Annotated in this window: 16 protein-coding genes; 10 read left to right on the top strand and 6 right to left on the bottom strand. The window is 38.8% G+C overall.

The window, feature by feature from the left end:
* Nucleotides 1–20 precede the first annotated feature (20 nt).
* Both MKL62_RS05420 and MKL62_RS05415 read right to left on the bottom strand, forming a co-directional pair.
* Nucleotides 21–470, bottom strand: coding sequence for a hypothetical protein (locus MKL62_RS05420; RefSeq protein ID WP_000368721.1), 450 nt, complete (start codon nt 468–470; stop codon nt 21–23).
* Between the two features lie 147 nt (nt 471–617).
* The gene (locus MKL62_RS05415) at nt 618–995 is read right to left on the bottom strand and encodes a winged helix-turn-helix transcriptional regulator (RefSeq protein WP_001029768.1); all 378 of its coding nucleotides are present in this window, start codon (nt 993–995) and stop codon (nt 618–620) included.
* Between the two features lie 99 nt (nt 996–1,094).
* Here MKL62_RS05415 and MKL62_RS05410 point away from each other — a divergent pair, with 99 nt between their 5' ends.
* The gene (locus MKL62_RS05410; RefSeq protein ID WP_005129764.1) at nt 1,095–2,105 is read left to right on the top strand and encodes a zinc-binding alcohol dehydrogenase family protein; all 1,011 of its coding nucleotides are present in this window, start codon (nt 1,095–1,097) and stop codon (nt 2,103–2,105) included.
* A 47-nt stretch (nt 2,106–2,152) separates the two neighbouring features.
* Here the strand turns inward: MKL62_RS05410 and MKL62_RS05405 are convergent, their stop codons facing one another.
* Nucleotides 2,153–2,398, bottom strand: a complete 246-nt coding sequence (locus tag MKL62_RS05405; protein ID WP_000165735.1) for a SlyX family protein — start codon at nt 2,396–2,398, stop codon at nt 2,153–2,155.
* Between the two features lie 32 nt (nt 2,399–2,430).
* Between MKL62_RS05405 and MKL62_RS05400 the strand changes: the two genes are divergently transcribed.
* The gene (locus MKL62_RS05400) at nt 2,431–4,341 is read left to right on the top strand and encodes an ATP-binding cassette domain-containing protein (RefSeq protein WP_000323469.1); all 1,911 of its coding nucleotides are present in this window, start codon (nt 2,431–2,433) and stop codon (nt 4,339–4,341) included.
* A gap of 19 nt (nt 4,342–4,360) precedes the next feature.
* Here the strand turns inward: MKL62_RS05400 and MKL62_RS05395 are convergent, their stop codons facing one another.
* Entirely contained in the window at nt 4,361–5,368 is a 1,008-nt protein-coding gene (locus MKL62_RS05395) for an acyltransferase family protein (protein WP_005129766.1), read from the bottom strand.
* A gap of 140 nt (nt 5,369–5,508) precedes the next feature.
* On the opposite strand from MKL62_RS05395, the gene MKL62_RS05390 reads away from it, so the two are divergent.
* The 3 genes from MKL62_RS05390 to MKL62_RS05380 all read left to right on the top strand — a co-directional run bounded on the left by MKL62_RS05390 (nt 5,509) and on the right by MKL62_RS05380 (nt 8,559).
* Nucleotides 5,509–6,141, top strand: a complete 633-nt coding sequence (locus tag MKL62_RS05390; RefSeq protein ID WP_005129768.1) for a LysE family translocator — start codon at nt 5,509–5,511, stop codon at nt 6,139–6,141.
* Between the two features lie 116 nt (nt 6,142–6,257).
* Complete coding sequence (locus tag MKL62_RS05385) at nt 6,258–7,193, top strand: LpxL/LpxP family acyltransferase (protein ID WP_000078867.1); 936 nt, start codon at nt 6,258–6,260, stop codon at nt 7,191–7,193.
* 265 nt (nt 7,194–7,458) lie between these two features.
* On the top strand, nt 7,459–8,559 hold the full coding sequence (locus MKL62_RS05380; protein WP_000867091.1) for a glycosyltransferase family 4 protein: 1,101 nt from the start codon (nt 7,459–7,461) through the stop codon (nt 8,557–8,559).
* A gap of 56 nt (nt 8,560–8,615) precedes the next feature.
* Here MKL62_RS05380 and gltP read toward each other — a convergent pair whose 3' ends face one another.
* Together gltP and MKL62_RS05370 are read right to left on the bottom strand one after the other, a co-directional pair.
* Complete coding sequence (gene gltP, locus MKL62_RS05375; protein WP_000787677.1) at nt 8,616–9,902, bottom strand: glutamate/aspartate:proton symporter GltP; 1,287 nt, start codon at nt 9,900–9,902, stop codon at nt 8,616–8,618.
* A gap of 689 nt (nt 9,903–10,591) precedes the next feature.
* Nucleotides 10,592–11,713: an endonuclease/exonuclease/phosphatase family protein gene (locus tag MKL62_RS05370; protein ID WP_000262509.1), complete on the bottom strand. Its 1,122-nt coding sequence runs from the start codon at nt 11,711–11,713 to the stop codon at nt 10,592–10,594.
* Nucleotides 11,714–11,902: 189 nt separating this feature from the next.
* Between MKL62_RS05370 and asd the strand changes: the two genes are divergently transcribed.
* The 5 genes from asd (at nt 11,903) to truA (ending at nt 17,698) form a co-directional block, all read left to right on the top strand.
* Nucleotides 11,903–13,021 (top strand): aspartate-semialdehyde dehydrogenase, encoded by a 1,119-nt coding sequence (gene asd / locus MKL62_RS05365; protein WP_000862762.1) that lies wholly within the window; start codon nt 11,903–11,905, stop codon nt 13,019–13,021.
* A gap of 148 nt (nt 13,022–13,169) precedes the next feature.
* The gene (locus MKL62_RS05360) at nt 13,170–14,534 is read left to right on the top strand and encodes a type IV pilus assembly protein FimV (RefSeq protein ID WP_005129780.1); all 1,365 of its coding nucleotides are present in this window, start codon (nt 13,170–13,172) and stop codon (nt 14,532–14,534) included.
* 59 nt (nt 14,535–14,593) lie between these two features.
* Nucleotides 14,594–15,856 (top strand): T4P machinery localization factor FimV, encoded by a 1,263-nt coding sequence (locus MKL62_RS05355; RefSeq protein WP_005129783.1) that lies wholly within the window; start codon nt 14,594–14,596, stop codon nt 15,854–15,856.
* 58 nt (nt 15,857–15,914) lie between these two features.
* Complete coding sequence (locus MKL62_RS05350; RefSeq protein WP_025470097.1) at nt 15,915–16,886, top strand: asparaginase; 972 nt, start codon at nt 15,915–15,917, stop codon at nt 16,884–16,886.
* Between the two features lie 14 nt (nt 16,887–16,900).
* The gene (gene truA, locus MKL62_RS05345) at nt 16,901–17,698 is read left to right on the top strand and encodes a tRNA pseudouridine(38-40) synthase TruA (protein WP_005129785.1); all 798 of its coding nucleotides are present in this window, start codon (nt 16,901–16,903) and stop codon (nt 17,696–17,698) included.
* The last annotated feature ends 1 nt before the right edge of the window (nt 17,699 follow it).

Genomic DNA, 17,699 nt, shown 5'->3' with positions numbered 1-17,699 from the left:
TATACCAATAAATTTAAAAATCAGGCTTCAGCCAAGGCCAACAGATAAGCCTTCATCTCATCTAATTGCGTAGCTTTCAGGTCCGATTCCTCATCCCAATAAAGGCCTACACAGTTTGCCTGCATATCAATAGCATAAATCCCTTTTAATGCAATGGGAGAATCATTAAATTTCTCATCGCCTTGCACAACTTTTAATTTTCCGTCTATAACGCGAGCACGCATGAGCGGTAAACGAGCATCGGGGATCAATACACTATAGTAAGCAACCATGCTGGCACGCTTTTCAGTTGCCATCGGGACATGTGTCCATTCAGGTGCAGCAATTACGCGTGGATGTAGCCCCATTTTGCGGGCTTTGTCTCGCATAATTCCCAACGCCTTTTCACGTGGACTCACTCTTAAACCAAAAATGGAGCCTAGCACGAAAAGAACAATGATAACGGTAACCCAAATTCCGATATTGTCCATAGCAAAACCTATTAATCTCTTTTATTAGAGTTGCATAAGCTGACCAGAAAACGCAAGTTACATCATAAAAATAATGTCCAATTAACCGACAAGGCTAAAAACTACAACATTTCCTCATAGATATTTTTAACAATCTAGGCAGAATATTTAGGCGCTCTTTTCAGTTTCAAGAGTAGTTAACTTACCAAACTGATCCAGATGCGCATCTCCCCACGTTTTTAAAGCAAGAAGTATCTGCTCAAGCCCGCGCCCTAAATCAGTTAGACAATATTCCACTTTAGGAGGCACTTGAGGATAAACCTCACGATGAATAATGCCATCTTGTTCTAATTCCCGAAGCTGATTGGTCAGCATTCTTTGTGTAATGCTTGGAACTCGTTTACGAATTTCATTAAATCGTAAAGTTCCTTCATTTAATAAATGCCAAAGAATGACACATTTCCATTTGCCATCAATCAAACTGATTGCGGCCTCAACTGAACAACCTGGTGAGCAGTCAAAACTTGAATGTCGAGCTTTTGCCATTTTACAGTATCCTTTTTGACACTATGAGCGTTATTTGTCTGTAGTCACTATTTTTAAGCTTACGTTATGATCAAACTCTCAACAAGAGGAATGATGATTATGAAAGCTGTGGCGTATCAAAAAGCGGGGCCTATTACATTGCCAGAGGCACTCGTAGATATTGAACTCGACACTCCAGTAACTAAAGGACATGATTTACTTGTTCGTGTTCAAGCTGTATCAGTAAATCCAGTCGATACCAAAATACGTAAAAATGTAAGTGCTGAACAATCTGGTTGGAAAGTACTTGGATGGGATGCTGTAGGCACGGTAGAAGCGATTGGCGATAAAGTTACTCAATTTAAAATTGGTGATGTGGTTTGGTATGCAGGTGCTTTAAATCGCCAAGGCAGTAATAGTGAATTGCAATTAGTTGATGAACGTATTGTCGCTCATAAACCAAAAACTTTAGAAGTGACTGAAGCTGCGGCTCTTCCTTTAACAGCAATCACAGCTTGGGAAATGTTATTTGATCGTCTGCAAGTTCCAAAGACTGCGCCTGCTAATACGACTATTTTAGTGATTGGTGGAGCTGGTGGGGTAGGTTCAATTACCATTCAGCTTCTTAAGCAATTAACTAACCTCACGATTATTGCTACAGCTTCACGCCCCGAAACAAAAGAATGGGTAGAACAACTAGGTGCTGACTATGTATTAAACCACCGTCAGCCTTTAGCTGCACAAATTAAACAATTAGGTTTAAGTGCACCTTTATATGTATTCTCAACCACTGAAACAGATCAACATTTATCAGATATTGTAGAGTTAATTGCTCCACAAGGTCATTTTGGACTTATTGATGACCCTGATCAGTTAGATATTAAACCGTTTAAATCTAAGTCTGTCTCAGTTCACTGGGAATTTATGTTTACGCGCTCTATGTTCCAGACTGAAGATATGGAAAAACAAAGTGAGCTACTAAATGAAGTCAGTAAACTGGTGGATGAAGGTAAAATCAAAACAACTGTGACTCAGGTTTTAAGCCCAATTAATGCTGAAAACTTAACACGGGTTCATGAGCAAATTGAAAGTGGTTCAACCAAAGGAAAAATCGTTTTACACGGATTTTAAGTTGCACTTTTGAAAATAAATGGCAAGCGTAACGCTTGCCATTTTAATTAGTAATGCGGTGGTTTATTCGTTAATGGATCAAAAGGTGCAACACCTTCTGATAAATCTGCAGATTCCACACGTTGATAAAGTAATTGCATTTGTTTTTTTAAATCAGCTATTTCTAAAGTTTGAATCGCGAGTTGCTGATTTAATTCCTCAACTAAATCATCTAAAAATGCAATTCGCACTTGCAAATCTTCAATGGGTGCGGAAAATGACGCTTGATCATCATGATATGGTGGTTTAGTCATTTAAGTCCTCATTTGAGATTTTGGAAAACATTATGGCCTATATTACTTTAAGGGATGTCCAACTTGCTTTTGGCGGACCTGCCCTGCTCGATGGCGCGAACTTCAACCTAGAACGTGGCGAACGAGTCTGTTTAATTGGTCGTAATGGTGAAGGTAAGTCTACTTTACTTAAACTCATTGAGGGAAGCCTACTACCAGATTCTGGTGAAGTTTCTGTCCAAAATGGTTTAACTGTTTCTATGTTAGCCCAAGATGTTCCGATGTCATCGGGCAAAGTTGCAGATATTGTAGCAGAAGGTGCAGGCGAAGCCGCTGCCGTACTTAAAGCCTATCATGAAGCAAGTGATGCCTGTGTACTGGGTGACATGGAAGCTTGCGATCGTATGGGATCTTTACAGCATAAACTTGACCAACTTGATGGATGGGCATTAGAAAATAAGGTCAACACGATTTTAGGTAAAATGGAGTTAGATCCGAATGCAGATCTAGCCGACCTATCGGGTGGTCGTAAACGTCGTGTTTTACTTGCGCGCGCCCTACTTACCCAACCAGATGTGTTATTACTCGATGAGCCAACTAACCACTTAGATGTTGAAAGTATTGAGTGGCTTGAGAAATTCCTGCTTGATCAAAATAATTTAACCTTACTCTTTATTTCGCATGACCGTTCTTTTGTAGACCGCCTTGCAACTCGTATTGTGGAATTGGACCGCGGCATATTACGCAGCTATGAAGGAAACTATTCTCGTTACCTTGACCTAAAAGCTCAGCAACTTGAAGCTGAAGAAAAACAAAATGCCTTGTTTGAAAAGAAACTTGCCGAAGAAGAAGCATGGATTCGTCAAGGTATTAAAGCACGTCGTACACGTAATGAAGGTCGTGTCCGTGCCCTTAAAGCATTACGAGAAGAGTCAAAAGCTCGCCGTTTCCAACAAGGCAAAGTCAATATGGGCGTTCAAGAAGCACAGCGCTCAGGCAAACTTGTATTTGATATTGAACATTTAAGCGTAAGCTACGATGGACAAACCCTCATTAGAGATTTCTCTGCCATTGTTATGCGCGGTGACCGCATTGGTTTGGTCGGTGATAACGGCGTAGGAAAGACTACTTTAATTAAAGCGATCTTAGGCGAAGTTCAGCACGAAGGTGTTGTCAAAACAGGAACTCAGCTTGAAATTGCTTACTTCGACCAATTACGTAATCAGCTTGATCTTGAAAAGTCGGTTTCTGAAAACGTTTCTGAAGGTTCAGATTTCGTTGATGTAAATGGTCAACGTCGCCATATTCTCAGTTACTTACAAGACTTCCTATTCTCTCCGGAACGAGCTCGTACACCGGTGAAAGCACTTTCTGGTGGTGAGCGTAATCGTGTCCTGTTAGCAAAACTGTTGCTCAAGCCTTCGAACCTGATTGTAATGGATGAGCCAACGAATGACTTAGATATGGTCACACTTGAGCTACTTGAGGAGATGTTGTCTGAATATAAAGGTACTTTGCTTCTAATTAGCCATGACCGTGCTTTTATGGACAACGTTGTGACATCAACTTGGGTATTTGATGGCAAAGGCGGTATTGCAGAATATATCGGTGGTTATCAGGACTATTTAATTCAGCGTCCAAATGAGAGAGTCGTTGACCAAAAAGGCGATGTAAAAAAAGCTCAGGCTAAAGCAGAAGCTGAAAAAAATGCAGCTCAAACGAACGTAAAAAAGGTCAAATTAAGCTACAAAGATCAACGTGAACTTGAGCAATTACCGGCAGAAATTGAAAAGTTAGAAAATGAGCAAGCTGAACTTTCTGATAAACTTGCTGACGGCTCATGGTTCGTAACGGATGCCGATGCGGCAACCAAAGCAAGCCAGCGTCTAGCAGAAATTGAAGAGTTACTCCTTGAAAAGTTAGAGCGCTGGGATGAACTTGAGCAAATGAGTAAAGGCAGTTAATCAATAAAAAGGGCTTTAATTAAAGCCCTTTTTTTGGATTTAGAATTTCTAGTAATTTCATAAAAGGCTTATATACAAATAAAGAGATGAAGCGAATTAAACGTTCAAATATCTGTAACTGTAAAACCATGCAAGTTAGGACAGCTAAAACAAGACTAATGAAAATATTAATCTCTACCGAATATTTAAAGCTTAACTGATGGGTCAAAACAATAATTACAAAAGCATGCAATATATAAACTGGCAGTGTTTTTTGACCTAAACCAATCCAAGGTTGTTTAAAATTTTGAGTGAATACAAATAAACTCAAAACACCCATAGCCGATAGCAACATAATTACACTGCGGATCAGCACTCCTTGCCATAAATCTACATCTAACTGAATATAAGATAGACTCCCAAATAACCAATAATAACTATAATGGCTTATAGCGGCTACAATAGTAATTATTAATAATATGATAACAGCAAATAACTTTTCATAAGGTAACTGCGGAATATACTGAAAAATAGTTTTACCATAGATCGCCCCAGTCATAAAAAAAGGTAAAAATACGAAAATTCTACCTATTGAATAACTATAATTATTGATAGGTGAAAATCCAATAAGTAAAGCTAAAATAATAGAAAATAGAACCGGATGTGCTGTCTTTTTTAGGAAAAAAGCTAAAAGTGTCCAAATTCCCATGCTAAATAAATACCAAAGCACCCAATAAGGTTTAGCAAACCATAAGAATTGAAATGTACCATTCCAAAGACTTCCATTATAAAAAGCATCAAGCAATTGAAATAAAAGCTGAAACGGCAAATATAACGATAAAAAGTAAATTAACTTTTCTAGGATTTTCTCTTCTTTAAAAAATATTCCCGATATAAAAATAAAAGCGGGCATATGAACAAAGTAAATACTCCCTAAAATCGCTTGATTTAGAGGTTCGTTCCAGCCAATTAACCTTTCAAGGTAATGACCCAATACAACCAGAAAAATTAAGACACCTTTTGTGGCATCAATATGGAGATTTCTCATAAATTTCTATAAATTCAAGATATTCATATCATACTGAATTATTCTTATTTTTTGATTCAAAAAGACAATGAATAAAGATTCGCTGTATACAAAACAATTATGTTATACCTATCAGTATAATAATATTTAAGGATATTTCCGTGCTAGATCTCTCTCAAATTTTGGCATTTGGATTCATTTGTGTGGCGATGGTACTCACCCCTGGTCCTAACATGATTTATCTTATTTCTCGTTCCATTAGTCAGGGTAAAATCGCAGGATTTATTTCTCTCGGTGGCGTTGCCGTTGGTTTTGTATTTTACATGCTCTGCGCATCTTTCGGGATTACGGCACTTGTTGTTGCAGTACCATATGCATATGATACTATTCGTATTGCCGGTGCAATGTACTTACTTTGGTTAGCATGGAAAGCTTTACGTCCCAATGCCGCACCTATTTTTAATATTAAACATTTGGCGGTTGACTCACCATTAAAGTTATTTTTAATGGGCTTTTTGACAAATTTACTTAATCCTAAAATTGCGATTATGTATTTATCTTTATTACCTCAGTTTATTCACCCACAACAAGGCAGTATTTTAGCGCAGTCTATCCAACTCGGAACTATACAAATTTTTGTAAGCGTTTCAGTAAATGCGCTGATTGTATTTTCTGCCGGCAGCATTGCTCTTTTTCTACAGAAAAAACCACTTTGGGCAAGCATTCAACGCTGGGTCATGGGTACAGTCTTAGCCGGACTTGCTGTTCATATTCTCCTAGAACACCGCCGATAACCCACTTTATTTTTTATCCCCTCTAAACCTTCAATTTACTCCTGTGTATTACGACGATAAATTCAGTTCGTGATACACTTTTGGCAGTTTTAACTTTTTAAATTCTTTATATCATTATGAGCCAAAAGCAGCCTTATACGCCCGGTGAGTTTCAATGGTCCTTTTTGTTGCCTAAATATTGGGGTGTGTGGATTGCGATTACTTTCCTGATGCTTTTGGCTATTTTACCGTGGGCAATTCAATGGCGTTTGGCTCACGGGTTGGCAAATATCGCTTGGAAATATTTAAAATCTCGTCGTAAAACCACAATTCGTAATTTAGAAGTTTGCTTTCCAGAATGGACACCTGAAAAAGTACAGCAACAAGCAAAACAAGTTTTTGTGGATATGATGCTTGGGGTATTTGAAACTTTAAACGCATGGTATAAGCCTTACTGGTTTAAAAACCGTGTCACTATTGAAGGCTTAGAACACATTACCAATGCTCAAGCTCAAGGCAAAGGTGTTTTATTGCTTGGTACACATAGTACTTTACTCGATGCAGGTGGTTATGTATGCGCCCAATATTTCGAGCCGGATGTTGTGTATCGCCCTCAAAACAACCCACTCCTCGATATGCTAATTTATCGTTGCCGCGGCACAATTTATAAAGCACAAATTGATCATGATGACATGCGTGGTTTGATTCGTCATCTTAAAGAGGGCGATGCAATTTGGTATAGTCCCGATCAAGACTTTGGGCTTAAACAAGGTGTTATGGCACCATTTTTTGGAGTGCCAGCTGCCACTGTAACCGCTCACCGTCGTTTATTAAAAATCTCGAAAGCGGTTGCTGTGCCTTTATATTTTTATCGTCATGGCGATGTACAGAACCCTAAATATCATATTTTGATTGAACCTGCGGTCGACAATTTACCAAGTGAAGATGAAGTCGATGATGCAACGCGTGTGAATAAGATTATTGAGAACCAGCTTCGTATCGCACCAACTCAATATATGTGGTTTCACCGTCGCTTTAAAACACGTCCAGAGGGATATGAAGAGATTTATTAAGATAAGGCTGTAATAATTTTAGATTAGTAATAGGCCCAGCCTCGATTTAAAGTGATATTCAAATACTTTCGGATAGGCAGACCTTACTTTTTAGGGATAAAAAGTAAGCAAAAATCCTTTGTTCCGCTGATGTTACATCCTTGTAACACAACGCAACAGCGACATCCATGTCGCTATCACGATAGTAAACTCCGGATAATGATTTAGTTTGAGATGATGTATCTATGGATGATTCATCTTTTATGAACGTATAAGGCAAAAAACAATGAAAGTGATGCAACTTCTCCCAGAACTCAATAGCGGTGGCGTAGAACGCGGCACACTGGAAATTGCACGTGCACTGGTTGCACAAGGCCATCAATCTTTGGTTGTTTCAAATGGCGGCCGACTAGTGTCTCAACTTGAAGCTGAAGGTTCTACTCATTTAACGCTGCCTATCCATAAAAAATCATTGTCAAGCTTGTGGCAAATCCGTCCATTACGTCAGCTGATTGAAGAGCACCAACCAGACATTGTACATGTGCGCTCTCGCGTACCTGCGTGGCTAACCCACTTCGCTTTAAGAAAAATACCAGCGAATAAACGCCCTCACCTCATTAGCACGGTACATGGTTTCTATTCAGTTAATCGTTATAGTGCGATCATGACTCAGGCAGAAAAAGTGATCGCTGTTTCTGACAGCGTAGTTAAATACATCACAGACCATTATAAAAACTGTCCACCACAAGATATTGTCCGTATTTATCGAGGCATTGACCCTGCTGCTTTTCCGCATAACTACCAACCTTCAGCACAGTGGTTTAACCAAGTTTTTAACGACTTTCCCGAACTCGAGAATAAATTTTTACTTTGCCTACCTGGCCGTATTACTCGTTTAAAAGGACATGAAAGTTTAATTGAACTGATGCAAAAACTAGGTGAACAATATCCTCAACTGCATGCTGTTGTTGTGGGTGGGGCTGATGTAAAAAAACAAGCCTATTTAAGTGAGTTGCAAAACACCATTCAAAGCAAAGGACTTGCAGATAAAATTACCTTTGTAGGACATCGCTCAGATATACGCGAATGGCTCGCTTTTAGCGATATAGTGCTCTCTCTATCCAATCAAGCAGAAACATTCGGTAGAACAGCATTAGAAGCCCTTTCGGTAGGCACGCCGGTCATTGGCTGGAACCGTGGCGGTGTTGCCGAGATTTTATCTCATGTATACCCACAAGGTCTTGTTGAAGCAGAAAATGAAAAAGCTTTAGTAGAAACAGTAAAGAATCATATTGAACAACCGCAAACAGTCGCTCCTGTGACAATGTTTAGTTTAAAAGATATGTGTGACCAAACCCTTGAGCTATATCAAAGTGTATTGAAATAACCCAATAAAAAAACCCGCGATGTTCGCGGGTTTTTTTCGACTAAAAAACTTCTCTATTACTTAAGAGATGCTTCATAAGCAGCAGCTTTTTCATAGTCGTATTGTTTTTCCCATTTACTGATTACAAGTACAGCAAGCGCGTTACCTACAACGTTCAACGCAGTACGAGCCATATCCATGATACGGTCAACACCAGCAATAAATGCTAAGCCTTCTACAGGAATACCAACACTACCTAATGTCGCCAATAACACAACAAATGATACCCCAGGAACACCTGCAATACCTTTAGAAGTAATCATTAACGTTACAACTAAAATCACTTGTTGGCTGATTGACATTTCAATGCCGTAAAGCTGTGCAATAAAGATTGCTGCGATACTTTGGTAAAGCGTAGAACCATCAAGGTTAAATGAATAACCAGTTGGAATTACAAAACTAGAAATCGCTTTTGGCGCACCATAAGCTTCCATTTTTTGCATAATACGCGGTAAAACTGTTTCCGAACTTGCAGTCGAATACGCCAAAATTAATTCATCTTTCAAAATCTTAAACAAAGTAAAGATATTGATGCTGAACATTTTTGCAGTAATACCTAAAACCACTAAAGCAAAGAATAAGATTGCACCATAAACCAATACAACCAATTTACCCAATGGAATAAGCGAAGCAAAACCGAAGTTTGCAACAGTTACAGCGATTAAGCCAAATACACCCACTGGCGCATATTTCATGATGATGTGTGTTACACGGAACATTGTTTCCGATACAGCATGAAATACATTTAATAATGGGTCTTTTGTTGTTGCTGGTAATGAAGATAAACCAATACCAAATAGCACAGCAAAGAAAATCACTGGCAACATTTCGCCATGCGCCATTGAACTAATAATGTTCGTTGGGATAAGCGATAATATCGTCTGGATAATACCATGAGACTGTGACTGTACTTCTTCAGTTGTATGCTTATATTGAGAAATATCAGTTTGTACCAGTTGAGACATATCAATGCCTGAACCTGGATGGAAGATATTCGCTGCAAACAAGCCAACCAAAATAGCAATAGTAGTAATAATTTCGAAATAGAGAATGGTTTTAAAACCAAGACGCCCTAGACTTTTTGTACTGCCAACACCAGCAATACCTAAAATCAATGTAGAGAAAACGATTGGGATTACAATCATTTTAATCAGGCTAATAAAGATCTTACCTAATGGAGTAAGAACGTTATTTACAATACTATCTTTGATTTCAGGCTGGTTATGTAAAACAGCCCCGACAACTATCCCTAGGATTAAAGCAATTAAAATTTGCCATGCAAGGCTAAATTTAAAATTCTTCATAAGACAATCCTTATGCACCGCAAAGTATCAAATATGAGAGGGAGAAGACCACTACTTTAGAGTGAAACCTCAATATGTACACGAATTTCCAAACAGAAATTTAAATGCACAAGCAAATCACAACCCGCCGATCCGGCGAAGTAAACAACAATGCCTGTTGACGATCCAACATGTCAACGATCGGCACATTCTATTGAGATTTGCCAATTAAACAAGTCCAATTTATATCTAAATAGGTCAAAGCCTAGATTTATCCGTCAATAATCTATAAAAACAAAAACTTAACAAAAAAGTTTTTTGTATCCATTTTCATTAAAAATTGCTCAGATATATAAAAAAATTTATGGACAATGACTTATAATTAAGTAGATTTTAAAATTAAGAATACCTTAAAAATATTGGTTTTATTTACAACGAATTAAATGATATATCTATAAAATATCAACCCGAGTTCTGCGTCCTGCAAAACTCGGGTAAATGAGGTTGTGCTTTCAGGGTATATAATTCTTTTTATCGCTTCCGTTCTAACATCTTATCCGTGATGTCGTTCCATATCAGCTTAGTGCATCCTTACTTGGGATTATCCATTCCCGCTTCCGTGTGCCGATGAATGTAGAATACGGGTTTTAACTCTGCCTGCCTATTGGACCTAGACTCAAATCTTTGTACGTTATTGCTTACAACTCACTTTATATATTTTTCTCTTTATAAGGCTGTGCAATTTCATCAGTCACGATTTTTTCTTCTTTTTCAGCTTTAGCAATACCTTCTTGTATCGCGGCTTGAGCTTCTTCTTCATCGGCTTGAGTTTGTTCTAGTTCCTCGTGAATTTCTTCAAATATTCGACCTGTTTGTAAAACGACATAGACAGGAAAATGGTCTGATCCAATATGAGATAAACGCTGCATTTTTACTAAACCGAAGTCTGTACTATGAAAGATATGGTCAAGTGACCAGCGCAATAAAGGATAGTCCGCATGAAAAGTATTAATAAAATGCCGCCCCACTCGTGGATCGAGTAGCCCACTAATACGTTGAAATAAACGGGTTGTTCGTGACCACGCTACGTCGTTTAAATCCCCCATCACAATACAACTTTCATCAAGATCTTTAATTTGATCTCCGACAATTAAAAGCTCAGCGTCACGCAGTGTTGAATCTTTTGCTTCAGTTGGGCTAGGTGGCTTAGGATGTAAACAGTAGAGCTGAACAGGCATGCCAGATCGCAAAATTACCGTGGTATGAATAGAAGGTATTTCATTACTTAAAATGAATTTAACCTCAGTATTTTTAAGCGGTAACCGGCTATATAAATGCATCCCGTATAAATTATCTAAAGGTACGGGCACACGGTATGGATAATCTTTCTCGATCTCTTTTAAAGCATTTTCCCAAGTTGTATCGCTCTCTAAAGTAAGCAATAAATCAGGTTTCAACGTCCGTACATGCTCAAGTAATAAATGATATTTATCATTCGGGGTGAGCACATTAGAAACTATCAGTGAAATCTGTTTTGTAGGATCTAGCTGATGCTGTTTGACCTTTTTAACCTGTTTTTTCCAAAACAGCGTATACGGTAAAACCATTTTAAGTTGGTAGGCAATCGCTGCGATGAGTACCGCAAGCAAAAGCTCACGCCATACATCCCATTCGGTCGGCCAAAACAACATACCAATTAAAGCAATTAAGCCAATAAACAGAATTTGTAATCTTGGAAAATCTGCACCTCGAAACCACCACTCATCACGAGGAATAAGTGACCAGAAGCTTAACCAAATCACCACTACTGCCAGTACTTCGATATAAACCATTGAAATTACTCTTTTAAGATGATTTGTTTTTTAATGTTTTTGTCATCTTTATCAATTTTGTATGTAACATAAACAAGATATTCTACTCAATAAAATTGCTGTTTTGATTCTGTAACGCTTGCAGTTGTGAGCACTTTTGATACACTCAACTCCCCCTTTAACAATTTTAACGCACCGAGGCAAAATGACATGAAAGTAGGTCTGGTCGGTTGGCGCGGGATGGTCGGTTCCGTCCTTATGCAACGTATGGTTGAAGAGAATGATTTTGCTCATATTGAGCCATTCTACTTCTCTACCAGTAATGCAGGTGGTGAAGCTCCTTCATTTGGTGGTAAGACTGCCCCAGCACTTATGGAAGCTACAGACATTACCAGTCTGAAGCAAATGGATGTCATTATTACCTGTCAAGGTGGTGACTACACGTCTGAAGTTTTCCCAAAGTTAAAAGCAACTGGTTGGGATGGCTACTGGATTGATGCGGCATCTACTTTACGTATGACTGATGATGCAATCATCGTTCTTGATCCGGTTAACCTTAATGTAATTAAAGACGGCTTAGCGAAAGGTACTAAAACTTTCGTTGGTGGTAACTGTACAGTATCACTCATGTTGATGGGTGTTGGCGCACTTTTCCAAAATAATTTGGTTGAGTGGATGACTGCGATGACTTATCAAGCGGCATCAGGCGCTGGCGCACAAAACATGCGTGAGTTGTTAACAGGTATGGGTTATTTATATAACAATACCAAGACTTTGTTAGATGATCCTAAATCTGCAATTCTTGATATTGACCGTCAAGTTGCCGAGTTACAACGCGGTGAAGGTTTCCCTTCTGCGAACTTTGGTGTGCCACTTGCTGGTTCATTAATTCCTTACATTGATAAACAGCTTGAAAGCGGTCAGTCAAAAGAAGAGTGGAAAGGACAAGTTGAGACCAACAAGATCTTAGGTAACTCTCAAATCGTTCCTATCGATGGTCACTGTGTTCGTATCGGTGCAATGCGTTGCCACTCTCAAGCATTAACCATCAAATTGAAAAAAGATGTTCCGCTTGATGAGATCGAAGATATGATTCGTAACTCAAACCAGTGGGCTAAAGTTGTACCAAATACACGTGAAGCATCAATGACTGATCTTACACCTGTTGCTGTAACTGGTACCCTAACTGTACCTGTAGGTCGTTTACGTAAACTCAATATGGGTAAAGAGTACCTCGGCGCATTCACAGTAGGCGATCAGTTACTTTGGGGTGCTGCTGAGCCTCTACGTCGTATGTTACGTATTTTAGTAGAATACAAAAGCTCATAATTTGATCTGAATTATTCAGTCAAAATAAAAAGCCGATCACATTTGATCGGCTTTTTCGTAACTGGTTTGTAAAAAATTAACAATTTATTTACATTCCATTATTGTATAATTTTGAACGACTTTACGACTGATCAGGTCATGGATTGAGATGACTGCATATAACAAATTAAAAATTGCCATTTTCACCATTATGTCTTCGCCTTCTATTTATGCGATTACATTAGATCCTATTCAAATTCAATCTGCACCTGGGGAATTACTTTATGCAGAAATGAATTTTCAGCAAGCAGATCCTAATACCCCATTGCAAGTCAGTTTGGCCACTCAAGATGATCTCAATGGTTTGGGAGTAACTCATCAACCTCCGGGTAACCTAAACTTTTATACACGCCAAAATGGTCAGGGTTCTGGCGTTATTGTGATTACCTCATCGCGTCCTATTATCGATCCTGAACTGAATATTGTCGTAAAAGTCAGTGAAGGTAACGCAACCCGTCTTCAACATATTAAAACCGTTTTAAAGCCATCGCCTATAAAAAAAGCCGCCATGAACGAAAGTCCACTTTCACCGCAATTTATCGTAAATGAAAAAGATATCGCACTAAATTTACCTGAAAGTACTCAGTACACACCTACTGAAAATACATCAACCGTGGCTGAAGCCCCAAGTAATGAACATAATCTAAATATTAGCACTGGAACTGCTCCAGCTTTGAATAGTTCTAGCCCTGCTCCTGTGGCTCCTTTTACCGAAAAACCTTCGACTCAAACACCTCAGCCAACTATAGCTACAATGAATACCGAATCATCGGCTGTAGAGAAACAACCTTCGACTTCACTCAAATCAAGTGGTAGCAATCAAACAACTACCGTCAAAAAAGCAGCGCAATCTAAAACTGCCCAACAAAAAAATGTATTAAGTAAAAATACGCCGAAAAAGCAAAAAATTAGCGCTTATAAAGGCCCGGCACCTACTGGTAAATATGTCGTACAACGTAACGAGTCTTTATGGAGTATTGCCAATCGTATTGCAGCACAGACCAAACAACCTGTGGCTAAAGTCATGCGAGATATCCAAGCACAAAACCGACATGCTTTTATTCAAGGCGATGTAAACCGTTTACGTCAGGGAAGTTCGCTAAACTTAACAACAAATGCAACTAAAGCTTCCCATTTAAAACCTAAATCGAGTGAAGCTCACTTGGCAAAACCCTCTTCTGGCAGAGCTAAATATCGTTTACAACAAGCTGAAATGAGCATTGTGGCAGAGAACAGCCCAAATTCTGCTCATGGAAGTGCAAAAAAGAGCACACAACAAAGTCAAAACAATACTGAGTTAGCAGTAAAAGTTATGACAACTCGTAAAAAAACCGTTACATTACAAAGGAATGTAACCAAACTAAATCAAACTTTAAGTTTAAAAGACCAACGTATTCAACTCTTGAATGCGCGTTTGGCAGAGTTACAACAGCAATTACAGGCACAGCAACAAACTCACAAGCAAAAACATTAAGTTAAAACCAGAGTTAGCACGCTTTATATTGCAAATATTTATTTTTTAAGGGGAAAGTAATGTTATATGTGATTCCGTTTATCATATTACTCGTGGTCGCCGTTATTTTAAAAAAACGCGAGAATAGTCAAAAACAAGAGGCCACTTCCCCAAAAAATATAAATAGAAAATCTGGCAAAAAAGCGAGTGCTAAATCAAGCAAAAGTTCGCGTGAAAAAACCAAAGCCAAGGTCATTGAGGAAAATACTCCTGCTATCCCTCAAAGTAATCCTGTACCAGAAGCTTTACGACACAATATCCAACAGCTCATTCAAGAAAAACAGTTTTCAGCAGCTGAAGCTCAAGTCAATCAGGCGCTAAAAAAAGATAATACTCAACATGAACTGTATTTATTACTTCTTGAAATTCATATTGCTCAGAAAGATGAATTTGCAATTCAACAGTTGATTAGCCATATTCGTAGCTTGGGTTTAAATGAAATAGCAGCTCAAGCAGAAATTCGACAAAAAGAATATGAATCATCCAGACAACTTGATGCTATTGATTTCCCTCAAGCTCAAACATATGAAGAACCGAAAAACACAGATACAACGGCTCAGTTCGATGAATTAACAACAAGTTCTTCCGAGGCTTCTTTTGATGACCTACAGAAAGACTATACCCCTGTAAAACAAAAACCTGCTGTTGAAATTGAACCTTTAGAGTTTAACTTTTCATTCGAACAGACTCCGACTACGGAAAATACCAACCAACCGGCACAACAACCTGAATTATCATCCACTCAAGAAACAAATGAGCTGGCCGATTTAGAGTTTTCTTTTGACTTGGCACCTCTGCATGAAACTGAGGAAAAATCTCAAGCAGTAGAGGTAAAAGCAGAGCAAGAAAATAGCATCAATGCATTAGATTTTAACCTTGACTTAAATCCTTCAAGTTCAGAGACGAAATCTGTTCAACAAGCTCCATCATTAGATGAAATTAAACTCGTAGAACAAACCCCATTAGAAGCAGCTTCTATCGCACCTCTTGAGTTTTCGTTAGATGAGCCTGCCTTAGTTCCAGCGCCAGAGCTTGAAACTCAAAGCCATATAGATGTAGTAAATGAAGCAACTACTCAAACCCAAATAGAGGATCCGCTTTTAGAAGCTTTTCCAGAATTAAAACAAATAAATGAAAATGAACTCGATTTAAAATTGGCTGAACAATACATTAAGTTTGGAGCGAACCAAGCAGCGCGTAATTTACTAGAGGGTGATGAGCAAAAATTCAACACAGAACAACAACAACATGCGAAAAACCTACTTAATCGCATAGCTTCTTAGAACTGTTCGATTTACCATAAGCAGTCAGAGATGACTGCTTTTTTATGCCTGCAAAAAGATGAAAAAAATAGCTTTATTTTATATGGGTGGTACTTTTGGTTGCATTGGTGAACCTTTAGCTCCTATGCCTTATGACCAATTCCTACCTCAACTTGAGAAAGTGATTCCCCCACACTTAACAGTTGACTGCTTTGCTGCGCCCAATATTGTCGATAGCAGTGCATGTACAGCACCTGACTGGTTGCGTCTAATTCAACGCATACAACAATTACAACTAGAAGGCTATCAGCATTTTGTTGTCATTCATGGTACAGATACGCTCAGTTATGCAGCTGCGACTTTAGCCCGCTTTTTAGGGCAAAGCTGTCATATTGTGATTACTGGTAGCCAATACCCGTTACTCAATATTCAAGGTGATAACACCCGTGAATTTACTGATGCAATTGAGAACTTATATCTTGCATTAGAGCAGGTCATTGCACTTCCGGTTGGTGCTTATCTCGCATTCCACCATCAAGTATTTCACGCACAAACTGCATTAAAAACGCATACCACTGAACTTGATGCATTTTCAGGGTTAAGTAGTAACGTTGAGTTTACGCCTCAGCAAAATGAATTGATCGTACAAGATGCTCAAATTGAAAAAGCTGCTTCCTTTCAGATTTTAAACTGGATGATGCAACCGATTGCAACACAGCATTTAGTACAACAATTACGTCACTTACTTCCTGCCCCACCACACTTTTTAGTGTTGCAAGGTTTCGGTACAGGTAATATCGCCGTAAACGATGAGTTTTTGGCAACATTAGATGAACTCTATACTCGTGGATGTGTACCAATTTTGGCGACACAAGTCACTTTTGGAAGTATTGACCAACGTTATGCAATTAGTGCTTGGGCCAAAACTGCAAAAATTGTCATTAATGATACCCATAGCCATGCAGATCTCTATGCAAAAGCACTTCAAATCTATTTAAAATACCCAACCCCAGAACAATGGTTGAACCATTGGAATGAAAATCTGCATTAAATAGAGGTGAAGCCATGCAACGTTATGCGGTCGGTATTGAATTTAGTGGTATTCAATATCGAGGTTGGCAAACACAACAGCCAGGCGTTGTCAGCGTTCAGGAAACCATAGAGCGTGTACTCAGCAAAATCGCGGATGAACCGATCACACTTCACGGTGCTGGTCGAACAGATGCAGGAGTACACGCAACAAATATGGTGGCTCATTTTGACACTAATGCGATTCGTCCAGAGCGTGGATGGATCATGGGAGCAAATAGCCAGCTTCCTAAGGATATTTCAATTCAGTGGATTAAACAGATGGATGAAGAGTTCCATGCACGGTTTAAAGCCACTGCTCGTCGCTACCGCTATGTTGTATATAACGCTCCACATCGCCCTGCACTTTTACATAAACAAGTCACGCATATTTATCAAAAATTAGACGTGCAAAAAATGATTAAAGCTGCCAGCAAATTTGAAGGTACGCATAACTTTGAAACCTTCCGTGCAGCAGCCTGCCAGTCAAATCAACCTGTACGACATGTAAAGCATTGCCGTTTGTTTGAACATGGACGTTATTTGGTTTTAGATATTCAAGCTGATGGCTTTTTACATCATATGGTTCGAAACATTATGGGTTGCTTACTTGAAATTGGGCAAGGCATGTATGAAATCGACCATATTGATACAATGTTCGCAGCCGAAGATCGTAAGGCAGCAGGAATTACCGCCCCACCTGATGGTCTCTATTTTATTCAATGTTATTATCCCGAGCAGTTTGACTTACCACAACCACCACTCGGGCCACATTGGTTAAACCTACCTGAGTAGG

It is taken from the genome of Acinetobacter sp. AOR01_HL (genome assembly GCF_027855455.1).
GTDB lineage: Bacteria > Pseudomonadota > Gammaproteobacteria > Pseudomonadales > Moraxellaceae > Acinetobacter > Acinetobacter baumannii.
This window is presented reverse-complemented; position numbering and strand designations above follow the sequence as displayed.

Excerpts from the sequence above, each read along its gene's own strand:
- MKL62_RS05370 (WP_000262509.1), bottom strand. The coding sequence starts at position 11,713 with ATGGTTTATATCGAAGTACTGGCAGTAGTGGTGATTTGGTTAAGCTTC.
- MKL62_RS05395 (WP_005129766.1), bottom strand. The coding sequence starts at position 5,368 with ATGAGAAATCTCCATATTGATGCCACAAAAGGTGTCTTAATTTTTCTG.
- MKL62_RS05410 (WP_005129764.1), top strand. The coding sequence starts at position 1,095 with ATGAAAGCTGTGGCGTATCAAAAAGCGGGGCCTATTACATTGCCAGAG.
- MKL62_RS05400 (WP_000323469.1), top strand. The coding sequence starts at position 2,431 with ATGGCCTATATTACTTTAAGGGATGTCCAACTTGCTTTTGGCGGACCT.
- MKL62_RS05405 (WP_000165735.1), bottom strand. The coding sequence starts at position 2,398 with ATGACTAAACCACCATATCATGATGATCAAGCGTCATTTTCCGCACCC.
- truA (WP_005129785.1), top strand. The coding sequence starts at position 16,901 with ATGCAACGTTATGCGGTCGGTATTGAATTTAGTGGTATTCAATATCGA.
- MKL62_RS05355 (WP_005129783.1), top strand. The coding sequence starts at position 14,594 with ATGTTATATGTGATTCCGTTTATCATATTACTCGTGGTCGCCGTTATT.
- MKL62_RS05385 (WP_000078867.1), top strand. The coding sequence starts at position 6,258 with ATGAGCCAAAAGCAGCCTTATACGCCCGGTGAGTTTCAATGGTCCTTT.
- MKL62_RS05415 (WP_001029768.1), bottom strand. The coding sequence starts at position 995 with ATGGCAAAAGCTCGACATTCAAGTTTTGACTGCTCACCAGGTTGTTCA.
- MKL62_RS05420 (WP_000368721.1), bottom strand. The coding sequence starts at position 470 with ATGGACAATATCGGAATTTGGGTTACCGTTATCATTGTTCTTTTCGTG.
- MKL62_RS05350 (WP_025470097.1), top strand. The coding sequence starts at position 15,915 with ATGAAAAAAATAGCTTTATTTTATATGGGTGGTACTTTTGGTTGCATT.
- gltP (WP_000787677.1), bottom strand. The coding sequence starts at position 9,902 with ATGAAGAATTTTAAATTTAGCCTTGCATGGCAAATTTTAATTGCTTTA.
- MKL62_RS05380 (WP_000867091.1), top strand. The coding sequence starts at position 7,459 with ATGAAAGTGATGCAACTTCTCCCAGAACTCAATAGCGGTGGCGTAGAA.
- MKL62_RS05360 (WP_005129780.1), top strand. The coding sequence starts at position 13,170 with ATGACTGCATATAACAAATTAAAAATTGCCATTTTCACCATTATGTCT.
- asd (WP_000862762.1), top strand. The coding sequence starts at position 11,903 with ATGAAAGTAGGTCTGGTCGGTTGGCGCGGGATGGTCGGTTCCGTCCTT.